Raw genomic sequence first — 25,028 nt, forward strand, 5'->3', positions numbered from 1 at the left:
CAGATATGATGAAACAATTTTATTATACTATTCAGACATTGCTACGAGGGCAGGGAAACAATATGATCAAGATAGTTTCACTGACTTTGGGATTATTCGTCGGAATATTACTTTTTTCCCGCGTAGCATTTGAATTAAACTATGATAGCTATTATCAAGAACCGGAAAATCTTTTTCTAACTTTACGTACAGTTGTTTCGCAAGGTGAAAAGAAAGAGCCTGTTTGTAGTAATTACGGAAAACTTCCAGCAGCAATTCGTGAAAATTTTCCTGATGAAGTGGAAGATGCAACTTTGATTGACTTATTTAGTCGCAGTTCGCTTTACCATGAAGGCCAGGAAAAGAAAGATGCAATACTGGCTACTTCCCGAAGCCATATTTTTTCCACTTTGGGCGTTAAAGTACTTTCCGGAAATGTGTCTGAATTGGATAATATGGATGCACTGTTTATATCCCGTTCTCTTGCTCAAAGTCTTTTTGCAGATGCCGATCCTATTGGAAAGACAGTAATGATTAATATTGATTATCCATTGACTGTTCGAGGTGTTTTCGAAGATATTCCGGAAAATGCCGAGTTTCGGTTTGATGGGGTCTATTCATTTGTGACTCGTGCTAATAGATTCAGAGATGAACGTGGTGGATGGCGGGGTGATATCAGCTATACATGTATGGTTCGTTTTCGCCATCCGGAAGATGTAGAGAAAGTGGCGGCACGTATGCCTGATATGATGAAGAAGTATATACAGTATAATAAAGACTGGTTTGAAGAATTTTCGTTTATAACTCCTTCACAGTTTCATTTGCAGAAAAAGGAATCACGTAAAATTATCAGTATTCTATCGATTCTCGGATTTGCTATTTTGCTGATTGCCGGGATGAATAATGTACTTATTTCTATTTCTTCTTTGCCACAGCGGGCCAAATCAGTAGGAGTGCATAAATGCAGCGGAGCTTCAACCGGACATATATATCGTATGTTCTTATGGGAATCGGCATTATTGATTCTCGTTTCTCTTTTGGGGGTTATAGTCCTTCTGCTCTATTTTAAACCGGAAATAGAAGACTTGTCTGGTGCCTCATTAGCAACCCTGTTTACATGGCGTACCCTATGGGTTCCTGCATTAGTAACCATTTTTTTATTTTTACTGATTGGCTTGCTTCCGGGAAAGCTTTTCTCTTCCATCCCTGTGACACAAGTTTTCCATCGTTTTACCGGGTATCGTGCTTCCTGGAAATATCCGTTGTTGTTTGTACAATTTACAGGAGTTGCTTTCATATTGGGATTGCTAATGATCATTCTTTTACAGTACAATCAAGTCATGAATCGAAGTATGGGCTATAAAATAGATAATTTAGTTATAGGGTGGGGGCCATTTGATTCAATGGATAAAATAGATGGCATTCTCCGGGGATTGCCTTTTATTGAAGCATCTTGTAATAGTGCTTCATTTATCTATAATGGTCATACAAGACAATCTTTTACTGATATTAACGGAAAACGTTTTATGGGGTGTATCGATTTTATAGATGAGCATTACGTCCCGATTTTAGGTTTGCAGATTTTGCAAGGGCGTAACGTTCATCAGGATGGTGAAGTATTGGTAAATGAAGAATTGCTACGGCAAGTAGGTTGGACTGATTCGCCTATAGGACGGAAACTGATGGAAGATAACTATGAATGGGGGACTGTGGTTGGGGTAGTCAAAGATTATGTAGCACAAAGTGCGTATCAGCCACAAGCCTCTGTGGCATTGGTGAATAGCTTGGAAAGGAGATGGGAAGCCAATAAACGGAATCTGATTTTGAAAGAACCATTTAAAGAGAATCTTTCTAGAATCAGGGCTTTGATGAAAGAAACATTTCCTACGGAGGATATTCAGTTCCGTTCTGCTCGTCAGGAGGTCGATAATCTGTATCAGGTAGTACGCCGTTTCCGCAATATTGTGATTGTAGCTTCCGTTTCGATTGTAGTAATCGTATTGATGGGGTTATTCGGATTTGTGAATGATGAAGTACAACGGCGCAGTAAAGAAATTGCCATTCGTAAGGTGAATGGGGCTGAGTCGGGAAATATTATTAATCTTTTGAATCATAATATTTTCTGGATTGCTTTACCGGCTATCTTTGTTGGAATCGCTTTAGCCTATGTCGTCGGACATAAATGGGTGGAACAATTTACCGATCAGATCAATCTCAACGCAGGGCATTTTCTTTTGCTTCTCTTATTAATATTATTATTGATTTTAGGAAGTGTCACCGGAAAATCTTGGCGCATTGCTAACGAAAATCCGGTAAACAGTATTAAGAACGAGTAATTAAAAATAATGATTATGATAGAAATTAATGACATTAGTAAAGTGTTTCGTACTTCAGAAGTAGAAACCGTAGCGTTAAATCATGTAAGCCTGAATGTAGAAGAAGGTGAATTTGTGGCCATTATGGGGCCTTCCGGTTGTGGAAAGTCTACTTTACTCAATATCCTGGGACTTCTCGATAATCCTACGGAGGGTTCTTATAAACTCATAGGACAGGAGGTAGCCGATCTTCATGAAAAGGAACGTACCCGTGTGCGTAAAGGGAAGTTGGGGTTCGTATTCCAAAGTTTCAATCTGATAGATGAATTGAATGTTTATGAAAATGTGGAACTTCCGCTTACTTATTTAAATATCAAGGCTTCGGAACGCCGCCGAATGGTAGACAATATTCTTCATCGGATGAATATTAGCCATCGTGCCAAACACTTTCCCCAACAGCTTTCGGGTGGGCAGCAACAACGTGTGGCCATAGCCCGCGCTGTGGTTACCAATCCAAAACTGATTCTTGCCGATGAGCCTACAGGAAATCTTGATTCTAAAAATGGTGCAGAAGTGATGAATCTGTTGACAGAGCTGAATCGTGAAGGTACAACGATAATTATGGTTACGCACTCTCAGCACGATGCTTCGTTTGCACATCGTACGATACATCTGTTCGATGGTAGCATAGTGGCCAGTGTGAAAGCTTAACCAATAAAAAAACATAATGAAACAACTCTACTATACCATTCAAACATTACTACGGGGACGTGGAAGTAATGTAATTAAAGTAATTTCACTGACACTGGGATTGCTGGTAGGAATTCTGCTGTTTGCTCGCGTTGCATTCGAGCTGAATTATGATAGTTATTATTCGGAACCGGAGAATTTGTGTATAACTTTACGTACGGGTATTTCGGATGGGATAAAAAAAGAGCCGAATATCGATAACTATGGTAAGTTAGCAGAGGCCATTCGCGAAAATTTCCCAGATGAAGTAGAAGATGCGACCGTGCTTGATCTCTTTAGCCAGAGTCCTCTCTATCATGAGGGTAAGAAGATGGAACATGTAATCTTAGCAACCTCTAAAAGTCACGTTTTTTCTACTTTAGGTATTAAAGTCTTACTCGGAGATGTTTCCCAACTCGACAGAGTGGATGTTATTTTTATCTCCCGTTCACTTGCCCGGCGTTTGTTTGCAGACGCAAATCCGATCGGAAAAACAATCAATATTGAAATTGATTATCCGTTGACTGTGCAAGGAGTTTTTGAGGATATTCCGGAAAATACCGAATTTCATTTTGACGGAGTTTATTCCTTCGATACCCGATCTAAGCAATATGGTTCTGAACGTGGTGGCTGGGGATATGATTCCAGTTATCATTGTATGGTTCGTTTCCGCCATCCCGATGAAAGAGAGAAAGTGGAGGTACGTATGCCTGAAATGCTGAAAAAGTATATACACAACTATAAGGGTCAATCAGAGGAGTATTCGTTTATGACTCCTTCACAGTATCATTTGCAAAAACCGGAATCTCGTAAAATAGTTATGATTCTTTCAATACTCGGATTTGCCATCTTGTTGGTTGCCGGCATGAATAATGTCTTGATTTCTGTTTCATCATTGGCTCAACGAGCTAAGTCTGTTGGCATACATAAGTGTAATGGTGCTTCTGATGGGCATATCTATCGTATGTTTCTGTATGAATCAGCACTATTGATATTGCTTTCTTTATTGTTCGTGACAGTCCTGTTATTCACTTTTAAGTTGGAGATAGAAGATCTTTCCGGAGCTTCATTAAAGGCTTTATTTACATGGCAAACTCTGTGGGTACCGATTTTGGTTTCTTTGGTTTTATTTCTGGTCATCGGACTATTTCCGGGCAAGTTGTTTGCCGCTATTCCTGTGACACAAGTTTTCCATCGTTTTACTGCACATCGTTTTGTCTGGAAGCGATCATTGCTTTTTATACAGTTTGCGGGAATTGCATTTATTTTAGGCCTGTTGATGGTTATTCTTTTACAGTATCATCAGGTGATGACCCGTGACATGGGATATAAGGTCGATAATTTGGCAGTTGGGTGGTCGCCATATAGAGAAATTGATAAAATGGACGGTATTCTCCGAGGACTGCCCATAGTTGAGGAGTTTTGTAATGCAAGTACGATTATTTATGGTGGCTACATGGGTCAACCTTACACAGATGCACATGGGAAGGAATTTATGGGACGTATCGAATTTGTTGATGAACATTATGTTCCGGTTATGGGACTTCAGATTATAAAAGGCAGGAATATCCAGCAAGATAAAGAGATCTTGATTAATGAAGAGATGGTTCGTCAAATTGGTTGGACGGATAGTCCCATCGGTAAGAATCTGGAAGATGGCAAAAATAACTTTGGTACGATTGTCGGAGTTGTGAAAGACTATGTTGTACAAAGTGCGTACATGCCACAGGCTCCTGTAGCACTGATGAGTAATTTGGAATGGATGAATGTGCTTAATAAACGGAATATTATTTTGAAAGAACCTTTTGGTGAGAACCTGGCTAAGATTAACACATTGATGAAAGAGGCTTTTCCGACAGTAGATATTGTATTCCGTTCTGCCCGTCAGGAGATTGATAAGCAATATCAAGAGGTCCGCCGTTTCCGTAATGTCGTGATTATAGCTTCTATTGCTATCCTGTTGATTGCTTTGATGGGACTGTTCGGCTTTGTAAATGATGAAATTCAACGTCGTAGCAAAGAAATTGCCATTCGTAAAGTGAACGGTGCCGAAGTGCCGGATATTCTTCGTTTGGTTTCCGGGAATATTTTCTGGACGGCACTAAGTGCTGTTCTGGTCGGAATAGTATTTGCATATATTGTAAGTAATAAATGGCTGGAACAGTTTTCTGACCGGGTATCAGTCAATGGGGGACATTTTCTTGTCGTGATCATAATTATCTTGTTGTTGATCATAGGAAGTGTCATCGGGAGGTCCTGGAATGTGGCTAATGAGAATCCGGTGAACAGTATCAAGAACGAATAGTGATGATTTAATATGTAAAAAGACAAAACAATGAAACAATTCCATTATACCATTCAGACATTAATTCGCGATCGTAGAAGTTGTGTCATTAAGGTGATCTCATTGTCGTTGGGATTATTGGTATCTATCATTTTATTTTCTCGGGTAGCTTTCGAACTGAGCTATGATAACTGTTTTCAGGATGTGGACAACCTTTACATTGTAAAGACGGAATGGATTAAGGATGGAGTGATCAAAGGAAATGCAGGATCATATACATTAATACCGATAGCATCGACAGTTGCTGAGGAGTTTCCGAAGGAGGTGGAAAGTGCGGTTTGCTCAAGTATATCTTTTGAAGCTATTTTCAAAATAGGTAATCGGAAGATGAATAAATCTTTTATTTTATCAGACTCCCTTTATTTCCGTACTATGGGAATTGAGGTCATTAGTGGTAATCCGAATGATTTGACCAATCCTGATGTGCTCTTTTTATCACAGTCGGTTGCACGAGAAGCATTCGGTGAAGAAAATCCTATTGGAAAGACTTTGCATATGATGGTTTGGGGCACTCCCGTAGAAGCTTTGGTAAAAGGAGTATTTGCCGATCTTCCGTATAATGTATCGTTGGAACGTCACGAAGCAGTCCTGTCTTTTGCCAGTCATAGTAAATATGGTTGGGGACGTCCTGGCTGGACGAGTGGTGGTAATTACAATGCCTTTATTCGTTTAAAAGATGGAGAAAGGAGTGCTGATGTTATTAATACTGACATTGATAAAGTAATTGCAAAACATATTCCCTCAGACATGAATATGCACTTACATATGTTTGTGGTTCCTTTGCGGACTATTCACCTGGAACATTCAGATGTGAAAAGGACGATTCTCATATTATCTTTGTTAGGATTCGCCATTCTTTTTGCGGCCACCATGAACTATGTGCTTATTTTTGTTTCCTCACTTTCTCAGCGTGCCAAAGGAATTGGAATTCATAAGTGTAACGGTGCATCCGATAAGGCTATATTTTCTATGTTTATATATGAAACGGCTTTGATTATCGGTGTTTCCTTGGTGCTTATGATCATATTTCTATTCCAATTTCAGGAAAAGATCGAAGAATTGGCAGAGGTATCCTTATCATCTCTTTTTACCTGGCATAATTTATGGGCTCCATTATCGGTAGTTACCTTTCTGTTTGTTATTGGAGGCATATTGCCCGGAAAAATATTTTCTTTGATTCCCGTTACTCAGGTCTTCCATCCCTATATTAAAGAGAATAGGGGATGGAAAAGGATATTGTTGTTTATTGAATTTGCAGGGGTGGCTTTTATCTTTGGATTGATGTGTGTGGCATATCTTCAGTGTCACTACATTATAAATAGGGATATGGGATATCAGCCGAAGGGTGTTGCATCTTGTAAGCATGATTTTGCTGAACCTGACAACGCACGTAATAACCTGAAATCTTTACCTTATGTGGAGGGGGTAGCTTCTATTCGTGGAAGTATGACCTGGTTTGGGAATCGGGAGGTAACTGATGAAGGTGGAAAAGTTCTTTTCACTCCTCGTTGTGCGGCATTCGACAAAGACTTTGTTCCATTATTGGGACTTCATATCAAGACCGGGCGTAATTTTACAGGTGAAAGGCAGTTTCTGGTTAATCAGCCATATGTAGAGAAGATGGGCTGGAAGGGTAGTGGGGTTGGCGAGATAGTTCCTAATCGAGGTACGGTGGTTGGCGTGCTTGCTCCTTTTTGTTGTGGTGTGCTTCCGGCTGATAATGAACCTTTGGAAATTGAATATGGTACTAATTTGAGGAATGTCCATGTTCGTCTCAAGGAACCTTTTACAGAGAACTTGCATAGACTGAATAATGAAATGAAAAAGATATATCCGCAAGAGGATATAGAGTTTAGGTCTTTAGAACAGGATTTAGAACGATACTATCGCCCCACAATAATTTTTCGTGACGCCACTTTTTTGGCTTTTATAACGATACTGTTTATCACTCTGATGGGATTGATTGGTTATATAAATGATGAAGTCCGTCGGCGTAGCAAAGAGATAGCTATTCGTAAAATAAATGGTGCCGAAGCCAGATCTATTCTCTTTTTATTATCTAAAGATATCTTCTGGGTTGCAATTCTCTCGGTTGCCATCGGTACATACGGAGCTTACTACATGAGTCTGTTGTGGATAAGTCAATTTGAAGATACAATCTGTGTTTATGCAGGTTGGTATGTAGTGACAGCTATTTGTTTATTGGTCTTTATCTTTGTTTTCATTATAGGGAGATCCTGGCATATCGCTAATGAAAATCCGGTGAACAGCATCAAGTCTGAGTAATGTTTCAATTCCATGAAAGAAAGGCTCGGTTTCGCTGAAACCGGGCCTTTCTTTTGTCTGTATCAAGTCTCTGTTTCACCGGTTTATAGCTTCTGTCCGGATGTTTTCTCTTTTACTTTCTTGATATACACCATCAAAATCACTACCGCTGTTACAAAAGCCAATCCGTCAGAGACAGGCATGCTGATCCATACCCCCTTTACACCATATAAGGGTGGAAGCAGAAGTAATCCCGGGAGCAGGTATACTAACTGGCGCGAAAGTGACAGAAAAATACTGATCTTAGCCATTCCTATACTCTGGAAGAAATTTGATATAACGATTTGTGCACCTACAAACGGGAACATCAACGTGCAAATGCGCAGCCCGGACGATGCCATGTCAATCAATTCATCGCTATCGGTAAAGATGGCCGAAACTGTGTGCGGAAAAAGTTCACAGATAATGAAACCGCTACTCGTTATCAATACACCGACAATGATACCGAGACGGAGTGTATGCTTTACACGGTCGATCTTCTGTGCACCGTAATTGTATCCGACGATGGGTTGCATTCCCATAGTCAACCCCATTACCACCATTACATACAGCATCAGCAGGCGATTAATGATACCATAGGCACCGATAGCCATATCGCCACCGTATTTTTGCAAACTATTATTAATGAGTATGACAATGATACATGCCGTAACATTCATGGCAAAAGGAGACATTCCTATGGAGAAGATACTGCCGATGATGCGTTTCTTCATTTTCCAGAAACCCGGCATGAAATGGACAAAACTCTCTTTGTTACGGAAGTGGTTTACTACCCATATCATTCCGATAAACTGTGACAGGACTGTAGCCATAGCAGCTCCCCGAATCCCCCAGCCGAAATGGAAAATGAAGACAGGAGCGATGATGACATTGGCAATAACTGTCACCAGGGATGTCAACATGGCCTTTTTCGGATATCCCGTAGCACGCATCACGTTGTTCAACCCTATCATGGTATAAGTGATGGGAGTTCCCAAGAGAATCACTTGCATAAAATCACGGGCATAGGGAAGTGTACCGGTACTGGCGCCGAAGAAAAACAATATCGGGTCCAGGAATAGATAAGCCAATCCACCGAACAGCACTGCATTCGTCAGGCAAAGCATCAATGTATTTCCCAGAACATCGGTCGCACCCTTGATGTCTTTTTGTCCCAAGCGTATGGATGAGATGGTAGCTCCACCTGCCGAAATCAGTACACAGAACGCTACGACCAGATTCATTAGCGGGAAGGTGATCGCCAGTCCGGAGATAGCCATGGGACCGACACCGTGCCCGATAAAAATACTGTCGATGATATTATAAAGTGACGTAATAGTCATTCCGATGATGGCCGGGATGGAATATTGTAACAGAAGTTTGCCAATAGGTTCTGTACCCAGTATGCGGGGATCGGTTTGTTGTGCCATATAGTGAAGCGTTACATATTTTTAAGTGCAGCAAAGGTACAAATAATTTGCCTGATTCGATGATTATTCTGAACTTTGCCCACAGAGTTTAACAAACACGTAAAAGAATGTTTATGGATGCAACAAAGAAAATAACGGCATTATTCGATTGTGATGGTGTAATTGTCGATACAGAAGGGCAGTATACCGTTTTCTGGAATGAAATGGGCCAAAAGTATGTAAATGATGCAAACTTTGGTTCCAAGGTTAAGGGCCAGACACTGGTACAGATTTATGATAAATACTTTGCAGGAGAACCGGAAAAACAGCGGGATATAACCGAGGCATTGAACCGCTTTGAAATAAAAATGAATTATGACTATGTTCCCGGAATAGTTGAGTTTATAGCAGATCTGCGTCGGCATGGTGTGAAAATAGCTTTGGTTACCAGTTCCAATACGGCAAAAATGGAGAATGTTTATCATGCCCATCCCGAGTTTAAATCCCTTTTTGATGAAATATTGACTGCAGAGCGTTTTAAGCGTTCTAAGCCTGATCCTGAATGTTTCTTGTTGGGAATGACAATTTTCGGTTCCGATTCAAAAGATTCGTATGTGTTCGAAGATTCATTTCATGGTTTGCAGGCCGGTAGATCATCCGGAGCCATTGTTGTCGGATTGGCAACTACGAATTCACGCGAAGCCATTGCCGACAAGGCAGACTATGTAATAGACGATTTCAGAGGGATGACTTACGAAAAACTGCTGACTATAACTTCACGTTATATCTGATAAGAAAGATTGAATAGCATCTCAGGGAAGAATCCCTTAGCTTTGCATGGTATTTAAAAAGAGAGAAAGCCATGTATAAGCAAACGATTCGTCCTGTTTTATTTCTGATGGAACCCGAAAAGGTACATGCCTTGTTGGTTTCCTGCCTCAAATGTTACCGGCATTTGCCATGGTGCAGATGCTGGATACGTCACCTTTATACTTGTTCCGACAAACAGTTGATATGGAATCATCTTACTTTTCGAAACCGTATCGGTCTGTCGGCCGGTTTCGATAAAGGAGCCGAAATTTTTGATGAATTGGCCGATTGTGGTTTCGGATTTATCGAAGTAGGTACTGTAACTCCCGATTCTCAGGATGGAAATCCCCGTCCGCGTATTTTTCGCTTGCCTCAGTGTGAATCTTTAATTTCCCGTACGGGCTTCAATAATCCCGGATTGGATGTTATTAAACGCCGTCTTGAACAGAAAAGCGGTTCGTATGTTTTAGGTGTAAATATAAATAAGAATCCCTCTTCGGAAGGAGAGCAGGCGGTGGCTGACTTTTTGCGTCTGTATAAGGAGTTACATCCTCATGTCGGTTATTTCACACTTAATTGGGGATCTGTGGATGTTGCTCTGATGAAACAGGTGCTACAGGGGTTGGCAGTTTTTCGTGTGGAGCAAAACATACATGTTCCGTTGTTACTCAAACTTCCTGCCGATATCACAGAAGAAGGAATGGATGATGTGATCGACTGTACTCGTCTGTACCGGGTAGATGGAGTGATAGCTACCGGACCTACCATGGAGCGGAGTTACTTAAAAGGTTATTCACCTGCACAATTACAGAAGATCGGCTCCGGTGGAATCAGTGGACGCGGGATAGGGGAGAGGTCATTAAAAGCCGTCAGCTATTTGCGTGCCCATGCCGGAAAAAGCCTTCTGATAGTAGGGGCAGGCGGAATCATTACTCCCGCTGATGCCCGTAGGATGTTGGATGCGGGGGCCAATCTGATACAAATCTATTCTTCGTTTATTTATGAAGGGCCGGGTATAGTGAAAAAAATGATTCAGGAAATTAAATGATAAGGAATAAAGTTATGGAACAGAGTTTTATCGAATATTCATTAGGAAAAGATGCTTCTTCGGCTGTCCTTTGGGTTTATCCGGCTCGCAAGCCAAGAGGTAAAGCCATTATTATGTGTCCCGGTGGTGGGTTCAATCAGATAGCTTCAGATCATGAAGGACGTGATTTTGCTGCGTGGTTTAATAATCAGGGCATCACATATGCCGTACTGAATTATCGCATGCCTCACGGTGATGTTGAAGTGATTCGTGAGGATATTCGTGAAGCGATTCGCCTGATCCGCCGTCAGTCGGCAGAGTGGGGAATCCATCAACTGGGTGTTATGGGAGCTTCTATCGGAGGCTATATCGCTGCTACTGCCGCAACTCTTTATACCGGAACAGACCGGCCCGACTTTCAAGTATTGCTTTATCCCGTTATCAGCATGACCGACAGGCTGACTCATTGGCCTTCACGCGAACGTATGTTGGGAGAAACTATCTCTGAAGGTTTGAAAGAAACACTATCCCTTGAACTTCACGTCACAGCCGATACTCCTCCTACATTCATCGTTTTGGCCGAGGATGATCAGGCCGTATCTCCTCTCAACAGTATTGTCTATTATACAGCATTATTGAAACATGGAGTCTCTGCCGGACTGCATATTTATCCGGAAGGCGGACATAGCTTCGGATTTCGTGACAGTTTCATATATAAGGAGTTATGGACTGATGAACTACAAAAATGGTTGCTGACCTTTTAATGTGGATCCGCTAATTTATTCACTTTTACTTGTATGGTATGAATTAAAAGTTATACCTTTGCGCCCGATTTTTAATTTAAAAAGATTGGATATGGCTGGTTATATATCAGATGACACAAGAAAAGTGACGACTCATCGCCTAATCGAAATGAAGCAAAGAGGCGAAAAAATATCTATGCTTACATCGTATGACTACACAATGGCACAGATTGTCGACGGTGCCGGTATCGATGTAATTCTTGTAGGCGATTCCGCATCGAATGTGATGGCAGGTAATGTGACTACACTTCCTATTACCCTGGATCAGATGATCTATCATGGAAAATCGGTTGTACGTGGTGTAAAGCGTGCAATGGTAGTAGTGGATATGCCTTTTGGCTCTTATCAGGGTAATGAAATGGAAGGGCTTGCTTCAGCTATCCGCATAATGAAGGAGAGTCATGCCGATGCATTGAAACTGGAAGGTGGTGAAGAGATTATAGATACTGTGAAACGTATTCTGAGTGCCGGTATCCCCGTGATGGGACATCTTGGACTGATGCCACAATCTATCAATAAATATGGTACATACACGGTTCGTGCCAAGGATGATGCCGAAGCAGAGAAATTGATTCGTGATGCACATTTACTTGAGGAGGCCGGATGTTTCGGACTTGTTCTTGAAAAGATTCCTGCAGCATTGGCATCACGTGTCGCAAGCGAACTGACCATTCCGGTGATCGGTATCGGTGCCGGTGGAGATGTAGACGGACAGGTATTGGTAATTCAGGATATGTTGGGTATGAATAACGGTTTCCGCCCGCGCTTCCTTCGTCGTTATGCCGATCTTTATACGGTAATGACCGATGCTATCAGTCACTATGTTTCAGATGTAAAGAACTGCGACTTCCCGAACGAGAAAGAACAATATTAATTGTCGTATGGCGACTAAATTATGGACATTGCATTTTATGCGGATATGCCTTGCTAATTTATTGTTGTTCATGTCCCTGTATTTGTTGTACCCTGTACTCCCGGTAATGATGGCTTCACGTTTAGGCGTGCCTGTCAGTCAGACGGGAGTCATATTTATACTTTTTACGCTTGCAATGTTTTTTATCGGCCCGTTCCATGCCTATTTGGTCGATGTTTACAAGCGGAAATATATATGTATGCTTTCGTTTGGGGTAATGGTTGCAGCAACAGCCGGTTATACGTTGGTGCAGAACGCAACACATCTGTTGATGCTTTGCATTGTGCAGGGATTATCCTTTGGAATGGCTGCCACGGCAGGCATCACATTGGCCATCGATATCACCAATTCCACTTTTCGCAGCGCAGGTAATGTGGTCTTTTCCTGGGCTGCACGCTTGGGGATGATTATCGGAGCGGCTTTGGGGGTGTATCTGTTTCGGACACATGGCTTTGAGACTTTGCTATATGTTGCTGTGGCGTTGGGAGCGTTGGGAATATTATTTGTGTCAAGGGTATATGTTCCCTTTCGTGCACCTATCGGGATGAAAGTTTGTTCCATGGACCGATTCCTGCTTCTCCGGGGACTTATTCCGGCATTCAATTTAATATTGATTGCTTTTATACCGGGATTGATGCTTCCTGTGCTTGCCGGTGCGCCGAGTGATGTGCCGGTAGGAGGCGAGACAGTACCTTTTTTTGCTTTGGTCGGATGCGGATTTCTCTTATCAGTATTAATTGTGAAATTGTTTTTCCGCTATGATAACAAAATGTGGTTGCAGATAGTTGTCGGGCTGGTGACAGTAATCGGATCGATGGCTATGCTGTTCTCTCCTGAAACAAGCTGGAATGCTCCGGCAGCTGTATTGATGGGTTTAGGACTCGGCTTGGTCACTCCGGAGTTTCTTATGATGTTTGTCAAATTGTCGCAACACTGCCAGCGCGGCACGGCTAATACCACTCATCTACTTGCATGGGAACTTGGAGTCGGATTGGGTATTGCATCTGCGTGTCATTTACATCTTACGGCTAATGAACAGGCCGTTTATCGGGTCGGATTGTTATCGGCAATCGTGTCTTTGGCATTCTTCGTTTTACTTACGTATCCTTATTTTAAAAGGAAGAAGGTAAGATAAATGTGATATAATTATGAAAAGCGGACTCCGTATATTTGCAACGAATTGTAGCATAATATACGGAGTCCGCTTTTTTAATGTATCATTTATCCCATATTACACAGTAAAACAGCAAGTACATAAGGCATGAAGATGATAATTCCTACAATGGCAGCAACTATAGCACATATCAGAACGGAACCCGCTGCGATATCTTTCACATCACCTGCTATCGGATTACGTTCCGGAGATACAAGATTGACCAATCTTTCTATAGCCGTGTTGAATCCCTCTGCTGCCAGTACTACTCCAAAACAAAGTATGATAGCTATCCATTCGTTCCGGGTGATGCCGAAACAGAATCCGGTCACTGTTACTATAATAATTGCCGTGCAATGTATCCAGGCATTATGTTCTTTGCTTACAAAACTTCGGATACCTTTCCAGGCATATCCGAAGCTCCGTATTCTTTTTCTGGTGCTGAATTTTTCCATTCTTAATTTCTGCTAACCTGTTTTACTCCTTTTACTGTGCGCAACTTCTTGATCAGCGCTTCCAGACGTCCGGTATCACTTACCATAATGGTCAATGTACCCGAGAAAAGGCCGTCGTTCGAATCGATACCGATAGAACGTAGCGAGATACCATTTTCTTTTGAGATGATCGAAGTAATATTTGTTACAATACCGATATCATCATGACCCACAACGCGGAGTGTTATTGGGTATTGAGTACCTTCCGATTTACCGGCCCAGCGTGCTTTTACAATCCGATAGCCGAAGCGTTCGCGCATCTGTCCTGCATTGGGGCAGTCATTTCGGTGTATCTTGATACCTCCGGATACTGTGACAAACCCGAATACATCGTCTCCGTATATGGGATTACAACATTTGGCGAGTTTGAAATCCAATCCTTTCAGGTTTTGGTCAATAACGAGTACATCTTCTTTAGTGACTGTTGTTTCGTCTATCTGGTTTTGCAGGTTGTATTCTTCTGCACTGCGATAGGTCACCTCATCACGTTCGCTGTCCCGCTTTTGTTGTTCGATGTATTTATCCAGAATATCGTTTACGTCGAGTACCTCATCGGCAATCTTCTGATAAAACTCTGTCACGTTCTTGAATCCCAAGCGTTTGATTAAGCGCATCATCACAGCTTCGTCGTATTCCATCTTCCGGTTCTTGAACTTGCGTTCCAGGGTCTCTTTGGCAAAATCATGCTGACGCGCCACCATCTCCTTGAGGGCCTGACGAATCTTAGTACGGGCTTTTGAAGTAGTGACAATGTTCAGCCAGTCTTGTTTCGGAGTCTGTGTGTTCGATGTCATAATCTCTACCTGATCCCCGCTGTTCAGCTTTTGTCTTAACTGTACATTTTTACCGTTTACTTTTGCTCCGATACATTTACATCCCAATTTGCTGTGAATGTGGAAAGCAAAATCAAGTACGGTAGCCCCTTTGCCCAGTTTAAAAAGGTCTCCCTTCGGTGTAAATACGAATACTTCGTCTTCATACAGATCCAGTTTGAACTGGTCCATCATTTCCAGGTCGTTCTCCGTATTCTCCAGTGCTTCACGTATTGAAGTCAGCCATTCGTCCAGTCCGCTTTCACCCTTCACGCCTTTATATCTCCAATGGGCTGCCAATCCGCGCTCGGCAATATCGTCCATACGCTCCGTACGAATCTGTACTTCAACCCATTTGCCTTCGGGCCCCATAACAGTGATGTGTAATGACTCGTAACCGTTACTTTTGGGAACCGACAGCCAGTCACGCAGACGTTTGGGGTTAGGTTGATACATATCCGTCACTATGGAATATGCCTGCCAACATTCCTGCTTCTCTTTTTCAAACTGAGATTCCAGGATGATACGGATAGCAAACAAGTCATATACGTTTTCGAACTGGCATTTCTGTTTCTTCATTTTCTGATAGATGGAATGAATGGACTTGGTACGTCCTTTCATGTGGAAATGCAGTCCTGCTTCCTCCAATTTCTGTTGTATCGGAGCAATGAAGTTGGCAATATAACGGTCACGTGACTTTTTCGTCTCGTTCAGCTTTTCCTTGATATGGTAATAGATGTCATGTTCGGTATATTTTAGTGACAAATCTTCCAGTTCCGATTTCAGCTTATACAATCCCAGTTTGTGGGCTAGCGGAGCATACAGATAGGCTGCTTCATTGGCCACCCGTCTGCGGGCCTCGTCATTTTCGGCATCTTTTATTTGTCGCATCACGTTTACACGGTCGGCAATCATGATCAGAATTACCCGCATATCTTCGGCAAAAGACAGTAGCAGATTGCGGAAATTCTCCGATTCTATGGTCGGACTCTTATCATAGAGGTCATTGATCTTGATTAATCCCCGGATAATTCCGGCCACATCTTCACCATACTCCTGTTGAATGTATTCTATTGTATAAGAGTGGCAACGTACAGGCGTGTGTAGCATAATGCCTAAAATAGATGCCCGTTTCATGCCGATTTCTTCAGCCACGATTACAGCAGTCTGCATATCTTTGATAACAGGATTCAGCCCAAAACTGTCCCTCTGCATCGTATTGTTTTGAGTGGAGTCGATAAGATGCTTTTTCAGCTTTCTGCAATCTCCTTTTTGTAAGGTTTCTCCGGTGAGACGCAGTAGTTTTTTGTATAGTGAGAACAATAATTCTCTCTCTTCTTTCGTAAAGAATTCATCTCTTTCCATAAGCAGCTCAAATTTATCGTCGGTAAAGATAGTTTTTTTCCGGGTTTTGTAGGGTGTCCTCTTCCTTTTTTTGTATTTTTGGGCATGAATTAATAAAATTAGATAGTATGATAACACCTGAAGACAAAGAATTGCTTGCCAAAAAGGGCATTTCGGAAGTACAAATCGCTGAGCAGTTGGCTTGCTTCCAAAAAGGCTTTCCTTATTTGAAGTTAGATGCTGCCGCATCTGTAGAAAAAGGCATTTTGGCTCCTGATGCCGAGGAGCAGAAAGCTTATCTTGCAGCATGGGATGCCTATACCAATTCAGACAAAACGATTGTGAAGTTTGTACCCGCTTCGGGTGCTGCCAGCCGTATGTTCAAGAATCTATTTGAATTTTTGGATGCTGACTATACTGAACCCACTACAAAGTTCGAACAAACTTTTTTTGAATCGATTGAAAAATTTGCTTTTTATGATGATTTGAATACGGCTTGTGTGCGGACAGAAGGCAAAGATATTCCTACCCTGATTGCAGAAGGCAATTATAAAGCGGTCGTTTCAGGATTGCTTAATGTAGCGGGACTGAATTACGGTGCGCTTCCTAAGGGGTTACTTAAGTTTCATAAGTATGAAGAAGGTTCGCGTACCCCGCTTGAGGAACATTTGGCAGAAGGTGCTATGTATGCTGCCGGAAAAAGCGGAAAAGTCAATGTGCATTTTACCGTCTCTACCGAGCACCGTGAACTGTTTAAATCATTGGTTACCGAAAAAGTCGATGCTTTTGCCAAACGTTATGGCGTAGATTATAATATCACTTTCTCCGAACAGAAACCAAGCACTGATACAATTGCCGCTGATATGGAAAACCAGCCATTCCGCGATAACGGTAAGCTTTTGTTCCGTCCCGGCGGGCATGGTGCGCTGATTGAGAATCTGAATGATCTGGATGCGGATGTTATTTTTATTAAGAACATTGACAATGTGGTTCCTGATAAATTGAAAGGCGATACAGTGCTTTATAAGAAACTGATTGCCGGTGTACTGGTATCTCTCCAGAAGCAAGCTTTTCAATATCTGGAATTATTGGATAGTGGTCGTTATACACATGAGCAGGTGATGGATATCCTGCAATTTGTACAAAAGAAACTTTTCTGTAAGAATCCTGAAACAAAAGATCTGGAAGATGCCGAGTTGGTCATTTACCTGAAGAATAAATTGAACCGTCCGATGCGTGTTTGTGGTATGGTGAAGAACGTGGGCGAGCCGGGCGGTGGTCCGTTCCTGGCATATAATAGTGATGGAACTATCTCCCTGCAAATCCTTGAAAGCTCACAAATCGATATGAATAATCCGGAAGCAAAGGAAATGTTTGAAAAGGGTACGCACTTCAACCCGGTCGATCTGGTTTGCGCCGTACGTGATTATAAGGGTCATAAATTTGATTTGGCGAAATATGTGGATAAAGCTACCGGCTTCATCTCTTATAAGTCGAAGAGTGGTAAGGATCTGAAAGCTCTTGAACTTCCCGGTTTGTGGAATGGTGCTATGAGCGATTGGAGTACGGTATTTGTGGAGGTTCCACTTTCCACTTTCAATCCGGTAAAGACTGTGAACGACCTGTTGCGTGAACAGCATCAGTAATCAAAGGAAAATAAAAAAGGGGATATTCACGGCGAATATCCCCTTTTTATTATTTAATTGCTTTTCAGATCAATTTCTTGGCAAAGCTTCTTTTACTACCATCGGACGACCGGCATATTCTGCTCCGTTCAATTCTTTAATGGCATTGCTTGCTTCTGAAGATTCCGGCATTTCGACAAACGCAAACCCTTTAGATCTTCTTGTTTCGCGGTCTGTGATCAGTTTTACTGATTCTACTACTCCATACTCTTCCATAACTTGTCTCAAATCTGACTCCTTAACATTATAGCTAAGATTTCCAACGTACATATTCATAAATATACAAAAATAAAAAATTAATAAAATAACAATAAAGCTTTAGGAAGTGTAAATCAGAGATGAAAGTTCTCAATGCGAACATTGAGGAAATACATGTGAGAGTTAAACCAATAAAAACCTCTTATTGTTTGATGTTGCAAAGTAAGGCATTAATTCCGGATAATACACCATATCCGCTTCTTTTTATCCTTTTAAATATTCTTTATTGTGTAATTAGACCAAAAATTAACATTTCTCTTTGGCTATATGTGTCTTATTTGTTATAATATTGGAAATTATATTATGACATTTACGAAGTTAACATCCTGTCATGTACGATGTTAACAACGTATTTATACGAAGTTAACATCGTATCTGCAGGAAGTTAACTTCTTGGAACTACGATATTAACTTCGTAAAATCTCCTTTTTACTATCGGTGTAAGTGCTTGATAATCATGATTAATATGCTGTTAAATAATGTTCCCGTTCTCTTTTAAAGGAGGACTTTGTTCTTGAAGAACAGCTTGTTGTTCTGTGACCTGTTAATCTTTTTCTATGTAATTGTCTTTTTCTCTCTTTTATCGTAATCATTTAGTAGCTCGTTCGGGATTTATTGGAAGAAAAGTAGTATTTTTGCGTCATTATATCTTAAAATATTCAATCATGAAGAAAATACTTTTACTCGGATCGGGCGAATTGGGCAAGGAATTTGTAATTTCTGCTCAACGTAAAGGTCAACACATCATTGCTTGTGATTCATATGCCGGGGCACCTGCCATGCAGGTTGCTGATGAATGCGAAGTATTCGATATGCTGAACGGTGAAGAACTGGAGCGTATTGTAAAAAAGCATCGGCCGGACATTATCGTCCCCGAGATTGAAGCCATTCGTACGGAACGTTTATACGATTTCGAAAAAGAAGGGATTCAGGTAGTGCCGAGTGCACGTGCCGTTAATTACACAATGAACCGAAAGGCTATCCGTGATTTGGCCGCTAAGGAACTGGGACTGAAAACTGCGAAATACTATTATGCCAAGTCATTGGAAGAACTGAAGGAAGCCGCTGAGAAAATCGGTTTCCCTTGTGTCGTGAAGCCTTTAATGTCATCATCGGGTAAAGGGCAGTCATTGGTCAAGAGCGCTGCCGAGTTGGAACATGCTTGGGAATATGGGTGTAATGGCAGCCGTGGAGATATTCGTGAGCTAATCATTGAGGAATTTATCAAATTCGATAGTGAGATAACTTTGCTTACAGTGACACAGAAGAATGGTCCGACTCTGTTTTGTCCGCCTATCGGGCATGTACAAAAGGGTGGGGATTATCGGGAAAGTTTCCAACCTGCACACATTGATCCTGCACACTTGAAGGAAGCAGAAGATATGGCTGAAAAAGTAACTCGTGCATTGACCGGTGCAGGACTGTGGGGAGTAGAATTTTTCCTGAGCCATGAAAACGGGGTTTACTTTTCGGAACTGTCTCCACGTCCACATGATACGGGAATGGTGACATTGGCCGGAACACAAAATCTGAATGAATTTGAACTTCACCTACGTGCCGTATTGGGGTTGCCCATTCCGGGAATAAAACAAGAAAGAATAGGAGCGAGTGCCGTTATTCTGTCGCCGATTGCCAGTCAGGAACGTCCGCAGTATAGAGGTATGGAGGAAGTTACCGGAGAAGAGGATACTTATCTGCGTATATTTGGTAAGCCGTATACACGTGTGAATCGGCGTATGGGAGTAGTGCTTTGCTATGCTCCAAACGGTTCGGATCTGGATGCTTTGCGTGATAAGGCAAAGCGGATAGCCGATAAAGTAGAAGTATATTAAATACTGGGATTATTGGTTGAAAAACCATAGTGGGGTGTGCCGAAACTCCTGTTTACCACAAAGTACCACAGGATGAACTTAATCTATTGATTACTTTTATCTGTATGAATCTGTGGTGAATACGAGTCTTGGTACACCCCTGTTTTTTATCTGATTATACCTTTGTTCTCTCCGCTTTTGCAATTGTTAATACTCTATCCTATTCATGGCGTAAAGAGCGAAAAATGCCTTTAAAACGCAACTTCCCTTTGTTTGTATAAAACTCGTTGCATGTTGTACTATCTAACATTTGACTAATTGACTGAAAACGCTACAGCTACTTGAAAACTTAATCAATTCTCTGATTGGGCAGAGGATAGAGCGTATTGGCTCTAATATGCTTTGTATAGTAGTAAAAAGGGTGCTAATGTTGTTCATTTTCACACCTTTGTAAGTTTAATGAATGTTATCTAAAGAGAAAAAACAGAAAAATGGTACAACGGGAAAAAAAAGTTTCTACTTTTGCGAAGTTGTTTGTTTAACTATCTATGTGAACAAAACCGGATATCGAACGTTATGTTAATAGTGAAACTGGTAAAAACGCGACTTACCATGCTATAACGTTTTAGAGTATTAGAAGAATAATATATAAAAAGATTGCTTATGTCACAGATTATCGGACATATCTCTCAGGTAATTGGCCCTGTGGTCGATGTGTATTTTGAAGGTACAGAATCGGACTTGATATTGCCAAGTATCCACGACGCATTAGAGATAAAAAGGCACAACGGCAAAAAGCTGATTGTAGAAGTTCAACAACACATTGGTGAAAATACCGTACGTACGGTTGCCATGGATAGTACCGACGGCTTGCAGCGCGGGATGAAGGTATTTCCGACGGGAGGTCCTATCACAATGCCGGTAGGCGAACAGATCAAAGGACGTTTGATGAACGTAGTCGGCGACTCCATCGATGGAATGAAAGAACTCAATCGCGACGGTGCATATTCTATTCACCGTGATCCTCCCAAATTTGAAGATTTAACCACTGTACAGGAAGTTCTGTTTACTGGAATTAAGGTGATAGACCTGCTTGAGCCTTATTCAAAAGGAGGTAAGATCGGTTTGTTTGGCGGGGCCGGAGTGGGTAAAACTGTACTTATTATGGAGCTCATTAATAACATTGCCAAGAAGCATAATGGTTTTTCCGTATTTGCCGGAGTGGGAGAGCGTACCCGTGAAGGTAATGATTTGCTTCGTGAGATGATTGAATCGGGTGTAATCCGTTATGGAGAAGCATTCAAAGAAAGCATGGAAAAAGGACATTGGGACCTCTCGAAAGTGGATTATAATGAGGTAGAAAAGTCACAGGCTACATTGGTGTTCGGACAGATGAACGAACCTCCTGGAGCACGTGCTTCAGTTGCTTTGTCAGGATTGACTGTCGCTGAATCTTTCCGGGATATGGGGGCAAAGTCGGGAGCGAGAGATATATTGTTTTTTATCGATAATATTTTCCGTTTCACTCAGGCGGGTTCCGAGGTTTCGGCTTTGTTGGGGCGTATGCCTTCTGCGGTAGGTTATCAACCTACGTTGGCTACCGAAATGGGTGCTATGCAAGAACGTATCACTTCGACAAAAACGGGTTCTATCACTTCGGTGCAGGCTGTTTACGTACCGGCTGATGACTTGACCGACCCTGCTCCGGCAACAACTTTTACCCACTTGGATGCAACGACTGTGTTGAGTCGTAAAATTACTGAGCTTGGTATTTATCCGGCAGTGGATCCGTTGGAGTCTACTTCTCGTATTCTCGATCCGCACATTGTGGGTCAAGAGCATTATGATGTCGCACAACGTGTGAAGCAGATTCTTCAACGCAATAAAGAATTACAGGATATCATCTCTATTTTAGGTATGGAGGAATTATCCGACGCCGACCGTCTGGTGGTAAACCGTGCGCGCAGGGTACAGCGTTTCCTGTCTCAACCATTTACAGTGGCCGAACAGTTTACCGGAGTACCGGGAGCAATGGTGGCCATTGAAGATACAATAAAAGGATTCAAAATGATTTTGGATGGTGAAGTAGATTATCTGCCTGAACCGGCGTTTCTGAATGTGGGAACCATTGAAGAAGCTATCGAAAAAGGTAAGAAACTGCTTGAACAGGCTAACAAATAAAATAAGGAATCATGAAAGAACTGCATTTGAATATTGTATCGCCGGAAAAAGAGGTCTTTAATGGTGAAGTGAAGAGTGTTACCCTTCCGGGCACCAGTGGAGTCTTTTCTATTCTGCCGCAGCATGCACCGATTGTTTCTTCCCTGCAAGAAGGGACAGTCAGTTACACGACAACGGATGGCGAAGAGCATACGCTGGATATTCACAGCGGTTTTGTGGAGCTAAGCAATGGTGAAGCTTCCGTTTGCGTATCCTGAGCCTTGATCTCCGCACAATAATCTGTTTTTACTATGAATATGAGCATCACAAAACGCAATTTTCTGGGTTATCTCAGCATCCTTACTCTTGTAGGGGGAGGATTGGGAGCCTTGGTCTTGCATTATCTGGAACCCGGACATTATTTCGGAGGTTATCCGTTGATACCGGTGTACTTTTATATATTCGGTGTATTTTATATTTATATGTTTGATGCCTGCAGGCGTCATGCACCGGAGAAGATGGTGATGCTCTTTTTAGTGGCAAAAGTATTGAAAATGATTGTATCAGTTTTCTTACTAATCATTTATTGTGTGGCTGTGCCCGATTCCGCTATTGAATTTCTATTGACATTCCTGGCGTTCTATCTGGGCTATCTTATATATGAAAGCTGGTTTTTCTTCGTTTTCGAGTGGAATCAGAAACTTAAAAAGAAATCAAAAAAATATGAAACAGTTGCGTAACATAGTTGCCGGAATGCTTGTCTTGATAGGAGGAATGTTGCCTGCTACAACCTTTGCACAGGAGCCTGTACCGGGTGATACCACCGCTACTTTGCAGCAGGAGATTATTGTAGGTAAAGACACAATCAATCAGGAAGCTAATCAGGTAGATGTAAAAGGCATTGTGTTCGGCCATATTGGAGATTCTTACGAGTGGCATATCACGAATATAGGAAAAACTTCGATTTGCATTCCGTTGCCGATTATCGTGTATAGCGAAACTTCTGGTTGGCATGCTTTTCTGTCTTCGCGCCTAGAAGAGAATGGCGGCAAATACGAGGGATTTTATATAGCTCCTGCCGGGAGCAAGTATGAGGGGAAAGTAGTAGAACGTAATGCGACGGGAGAGGAAGTACGTCCGTGGGATATTTCCATTACAAAGGTAACTTTGTCTCTCTTTATCAATAGCGCTATTTTGCTGGCGATCATTCTGAGTGTAGCGCATTGGTATCGCAAACGTGAACAGGGTGCATATGCTCCGGGAGGATTTATCGGATTTATGGAGATGTTTATTATGATGGTTCATGATGATGTGATTAAGAGTTGTGTGGGACCCAACTATAAAAAGTTTGCTCCCTATCTGCTCACAGCCTTTTTCTTCATTTTCATTAACAATATTATGGGACTGATCCCCATCTTTCCCGGAGGAGCGAATGTAACCGGAAATATTGCCATAACATTGGTATTAGCTTTATTCACATTCGTTATTGTTAATATATTCGGAACAAAACACTATTGGAAAGATATTTTCTGGCCTGATGTTCCCTGGTGGCTGAAGGTACCTATACCCATGATGCCGTTTATCGAATTTTTCGGTGTATTTACCAAACCGTTTGCCTTGATGATCCGTCTGTTTGCCAACATGTTGTCCGGACACATGGCCATGTTAGTGCTTACCTGCCTGATATTTATATCGGCAAGCATGGGACCGGCTATCAATGGTTCGCTTACGGTGGCTTCCGTATTATTCAACATCTTTATGAATTTGCTGGAAGTGTTGGTTGCCTTTATTCAGGCTTATGTGTTCACGATGTTATCTGCTGTATTCATCGGACTGGCCCAGGAAGGCGGTAAAAAAGAAGAAGTAAAAGAATAATATAAACCATTTTAAAACTGAAAATTATGTTACTATCAGTATTATTGCAAGCTGCTGCTGCAGGAGTAGGATTAAGTAAATTGGGAGCAGCTCTCGGAGCTGGTTTAGCTGTTATCGGAGCAGGTATCGGTATTGGTAAGATCGGTGGCTCGGCCATGGAAGGTATTGCGCGTCAACCGGAGGCATCGGGAGATATCCGTATGAATATGATTATTGCCGCTGCCTTGGTTGAAGGTGTAGCGTTGTTGGCATTAGTTGTTTGTCTATTGGTACTTTTCTTATAATAAACAAGGAAGATTATGTCATTGTTACTACCCGATAGTGGCCTGATATTCTGGATGCTCCTTTCTTTTGGAATTGTATTCGCAGTATTGGCAAAATACGGCTTCCCCGTCATTATTAAGATGGTGGAAGGCCGTAAAACCTACATTGACGAATCATTGGAGGTAGCCAGAGAAGCAAACGCCCAGTTGTCACGACTGAAAGAGGAGGGCGAAGCTATTGTGGCTGCCGCTAACAAGGAACAGGGACGTATCATGAAAGAGGCTATGCAGGAACGTGAAAAGATTATTTACGAGGCCCGCAAACAAGCTGAAATAGCTGCTCAGAAGGAACTGGATGAAGTGAAACGACAGATTCAGATTGAAAAAGACGAAGCCATACGTGATATCCGTCGGCAGGTAGCTCTGCTTTCTGTGGATATAGCCGAGAAGGTCATTCGCAAAAATCTGGATGATAAACAAGAGCAGATGGGAATGATTGACCGTATGCTTGATGAAGTATTAACGAAGAACTAACAGAAG

Annotated in this window: 21 protein-coding genes; 17 read left to right on the plus strand and 4 right to left on the minus strand. The window is 41.8% G+C overall.

The annotated features are described in order from the left end of the window. Positions 1 to 8 precede the first annotated feature (8 nt). Genes BF9343_RS10395 through BF9343_RS10410 form a run of 4 tightly spaced genes read left to right on the plus strand, consistent with a single transcriptional unit; the run spans position 9 to position 7,653 of the window. The gene (locus tag BF9343_RS10395; RefSeq protein ID WP_008768704.1) at positions 9 to 2,315 is read left to right on the plus strand and encodes an ABC transporter permease; all 2,307 of its coding nucleotides are present in this window, start codon (positions 9 to 11) and stop codon (positions 2,313 to 2,315) included. A 15-nt stretch (positions 2,316 to 2,330) separates the two neighbouring features. After that, positions 2,331 to 3,005 carry an ABC transporter ATP-binding protein gene (locus tag BF9343_RS10400; protein WP_005794222.1) on the plus strand — a complete coding sequence of 225 codons (675 nt, stop codon included), beginning with the start codon at positions 2,331 to 2,333 and terminating at the stop codon, positions 3,003 to 3,005. Between the two features lie 16 nt (positions 3,006 to 3,021). Then, entirely contained in the window at positions 3,022 to 5,328 is a 2,307-nt protein-coding gene (locus BF9343_RS10405; RefSeq protein WP_010992908.1) for an ABC transporter permease, read from the plus strand. A 30-nt stretch (positions 5,329 to 5,358) separates the two neighbouring features. Further along, entirely contained in the window at positions 5,359 to 7,653 is a 2,295-nt protein-coding gene (locus BF9343_RS10410) for an ABC transporter permease (protein WP_010992909.1), read from the plus strand. An 83-nt stretch (positions 7,654 to 7,736) separates the two neighbouring features. Here the strand turns inward: BF9343_RS10410 and BF9343_RS10415 are convergent, their stop codons facing one another. Further along, a complete protein-coding gene (locus tag BF9343_RS10415) occupies positions 7,737 to 9,101 on the minus strand; it encodes an MATE family efflux transporter (RefSeq protein WP_005794219.1) in 1,365 nt (454 codons plus the stop codon). A gap of 107 nt (positions 9,102 to 9,208) precedes the next feature. Between BF9343_RS10415 and BF9343_RS10420 the strand changes: the two genes are divergently transcribed. From BF9343_RS10420 to BF9343_RS10440, 5 genes are all read left to right on the plus strand, one after another. After that, on the plus strand, positions 9,209 to 9,871 hold the full coding sequence (locus BF9343_RS10420) for an HAD family hydrolase (RefSeq protein WP_005794216.1): 663 nt from the start codon (positions 9,209 to 9,211) through the stop codon (positions 9,869 to 9,871). Positions 9,872 to 9,942: 71 nt separating this feature from the next. Continuing rightward, the gene (locus tag BF9343_RS10425) at positions 9,943 to 10,938 is read left to right on the plus strand and encodes a quinone-dependent dihydroorotate dehydrogenase (protein WP_010992910.1); all 996 of its coding nucleotides are present in this window, start codon (positions 9,943 to 9,945) and stop codon (positions 10,936 to 10,938) included. Between the two features lie 14 nt (positions 10,939 to 10,952). Next, positions 10,953 to 11,681, plus strand: a complete 729-nt coding sequence (locus tag BF9343_RS10430) for an alpha/beta hydrolase (RefSeq protein WP_005794212.1) — start codon at positions 10,953 to 10,955, stop codon at positions 11,679 to 11,681. A 91-nt stretch (positions 11,682 to 11,772) separates the two neighbouring features. Then, positions 11,773 to 12,594, plus strand: coding sequence for a 3-methyl-2-oxobutanoate hydroxymethyltransferase (gene panB / locus BF9343_RS10435; RefSeq protein WP_005787461.1), 822 nt, complete (start codon positions 11,773 to 11,775; stop codon positions 12,592 to 12,594). 7 nt (positions 12,595 to 12,601) lie between these two features. Further along, positions 12,602 to 13,768: an MFS transporter gene (locus BF9343_RS10440; protein ID WP_005794210.1), complete on the plus strand. Its 1,167-nt coding sequence runs from the start codon at positions 12,602 to 12,604 to the stop codon at positions 13,766 to 13,768. Positions 13,769 to 13,854: 86 nt separating this feature from the next. Here the strand turns inward: BF9343_RS10440 and BF9343_RS10445 are convergent, their stop codons facing one another. Together BF9343_RS10445 and BF9343_RS10450 are read right to left on the minus strand one after the other, a co-directional pair. Further along, positions 13,855 to 14,241, minus strand: coding sequence for a diacylglycerol kinase family protein (locus tag BF9343_RS10445; protein ID WP_010992912.1), 387 nt, complete (start codon positions 14,239 to 14,241; stop codon positions 13,855 to 13,857). Between the two features lie 2 nt (positions 14,242 to 14,243). After that, positions 14,244 to 16,457, minus strand: a complete 2,214-nt coding sequence (locus BF9343_RS10450) for a RelA/SpoT family protein (RefSeq protein WP_005787468.1) — start codon at positions 16,455 to 16,457, stop codon at positions 14,244 to 14,246. 107 nt (positions 16,458 to 16,564) lie between these two features. On the opposite strand from BF9343_RS10450, the gene BF9343_RS10455 reads away from it, so the two are divergent. Further along, entirely contained in the window at positions 16,565 to 18,082 is a 1,518-nt protein-coding gene (locus BF9343_RS10455) for a DUF4301 family protein (RefSeq protein WP_005787470.1), read from the plus strand. Positions 18,083 to 18,151: 69 nt separating this feature from the next. Here the strand turns inward: BF9343_RS10455 and BF9343_RS10460 are convergent, their stop codons facing one another. Next, positions 18,152 to 18,397: an RNA recognition motif domain-containing protein gene (locus BF9343_RS10460; protein WP_005787472.1), complete on the minus strand. Its 246-nt coding sequence runs from the start codon at positions 18,395 to 18,397 to the stop codon at positions 18,152 to 18,154. A gap of 647 nt (positions 18,398 to 19,044) precedes the next feature. Here BF9343_RS10460 and purT point away from each other — a divergent pair. The 7 genes from purT (at position 19,045) to atpF (ending at position 25,022) form a co-directional block, all read left to right on the plus strand. After that, the gene (purT, locus tag BF9343_RS10465; protein ID WP_005803416.1) at positions 19,045 to 20,211 is read left to right on the plus strand and encodes a formate-dependent phosphoribosylglycinamide formyltransferase; all 1,167 of its coding nucleotides are present in this window, start codon (positions 19,045 to 19,047) and stop codon (positions 20,209 to 20,211) included. Between the two features lie 642 nt (positions 20,212 to 20,853). Beyond that, positions 20,854 to 22,371: a F0F1 ATP synthase subunit beta gene (atpD, locus tag BF9343_RS10470; protein ID WP_005787476.1), complete on the plus strand. Its 1,518-nt coding sequence runs from the start codon at positions 20,854 to 20,856 to the stop codon at positions 22,369 to 22,371. Positions 22,372 to 22,382: 11 nt separating this feature from the next. Continuing rightward, complete coding sequence (gene atpC / locus BF9343_RS10475) at positions 22,383 to 22,628, plus strand: ATP synthase F1 subunit epsilon (RefSeq protein WP_005787478.1); 246 nt, start codon at positions 22,383 to 22,385, stop codon at positions 22,626 to 22,628. A gap of 33 nt (positions 22,629 to 22,661) precedes the next feature. Beyond that, on the plus strand, positions 22,662 to 23,090 hold the full coding sequence (locus BF9343_RS10480) for a hypothetical protein (RefSeq protein WP_005787480.1): 429 nt from the start codon (positions 22,662 to 22,664) through the stop codon (positions 23,088 to 23,090). Then, positions 23,074 to 24,225 carry a F0F1 ATP synthase subunit A gene (gene atpB / locus BF9343_RS10485; RefSeq protein ID WP_005787483.1) on the plus strand — a complete coding sequence of 384 codons (1,152 nt, stop codon included), beginning with the start codon at positions 23,074 to 23,076 and terminating at the stop codon, positions 24,223 to 24,225. Before BF9343_RS10480 ends, atpB begins: the two co-directional genes overlap by 17 nt. A gap of 26 nt (positions 24,226 to 24,251) precedes the next feature. Continuing rightward, on the plus strand, positions 24,252 to 24,509 hold the full coding sequence (atpE, locus tag BF9343_RS10490) for an ATP synthase F0 subunit C (RefSeq protein ID WP_005777530.1): 258 nt from the start codon (positions 24,252 to 24,254) through the stop codon (positions 24,507 to 24,509). Between the two features lie 15 nt (positions 24,510 to 24,524). Beyond that, positions 24,525 to 25,022, plus strand: coding sequence for a F0F1 ATP synthase subunit B (atpF, locus tag BF9343_RS10495; RefSeq protein WP_005787487.1), 498 nt, complete (start codon positions 24,525 to 24,527; stop codon positions 25,020 to 25,022). The last annotated feature ends 6 nt before the right edge of the window (positions 25,023 to 25,028 follow it).

Origin of the sequence: Bacteroides fragilis NCTC 9343 (assembly GCF_000025985.1) — a bacterium.
In the GTDB taxonomy this organism is placed as follows: domain Bacteria; phylum Bacteroidota; class Bacteroidia; order Bacteroidales; family Bacteroidaceae; genus Bacteroides; species Bacteroides fragilis.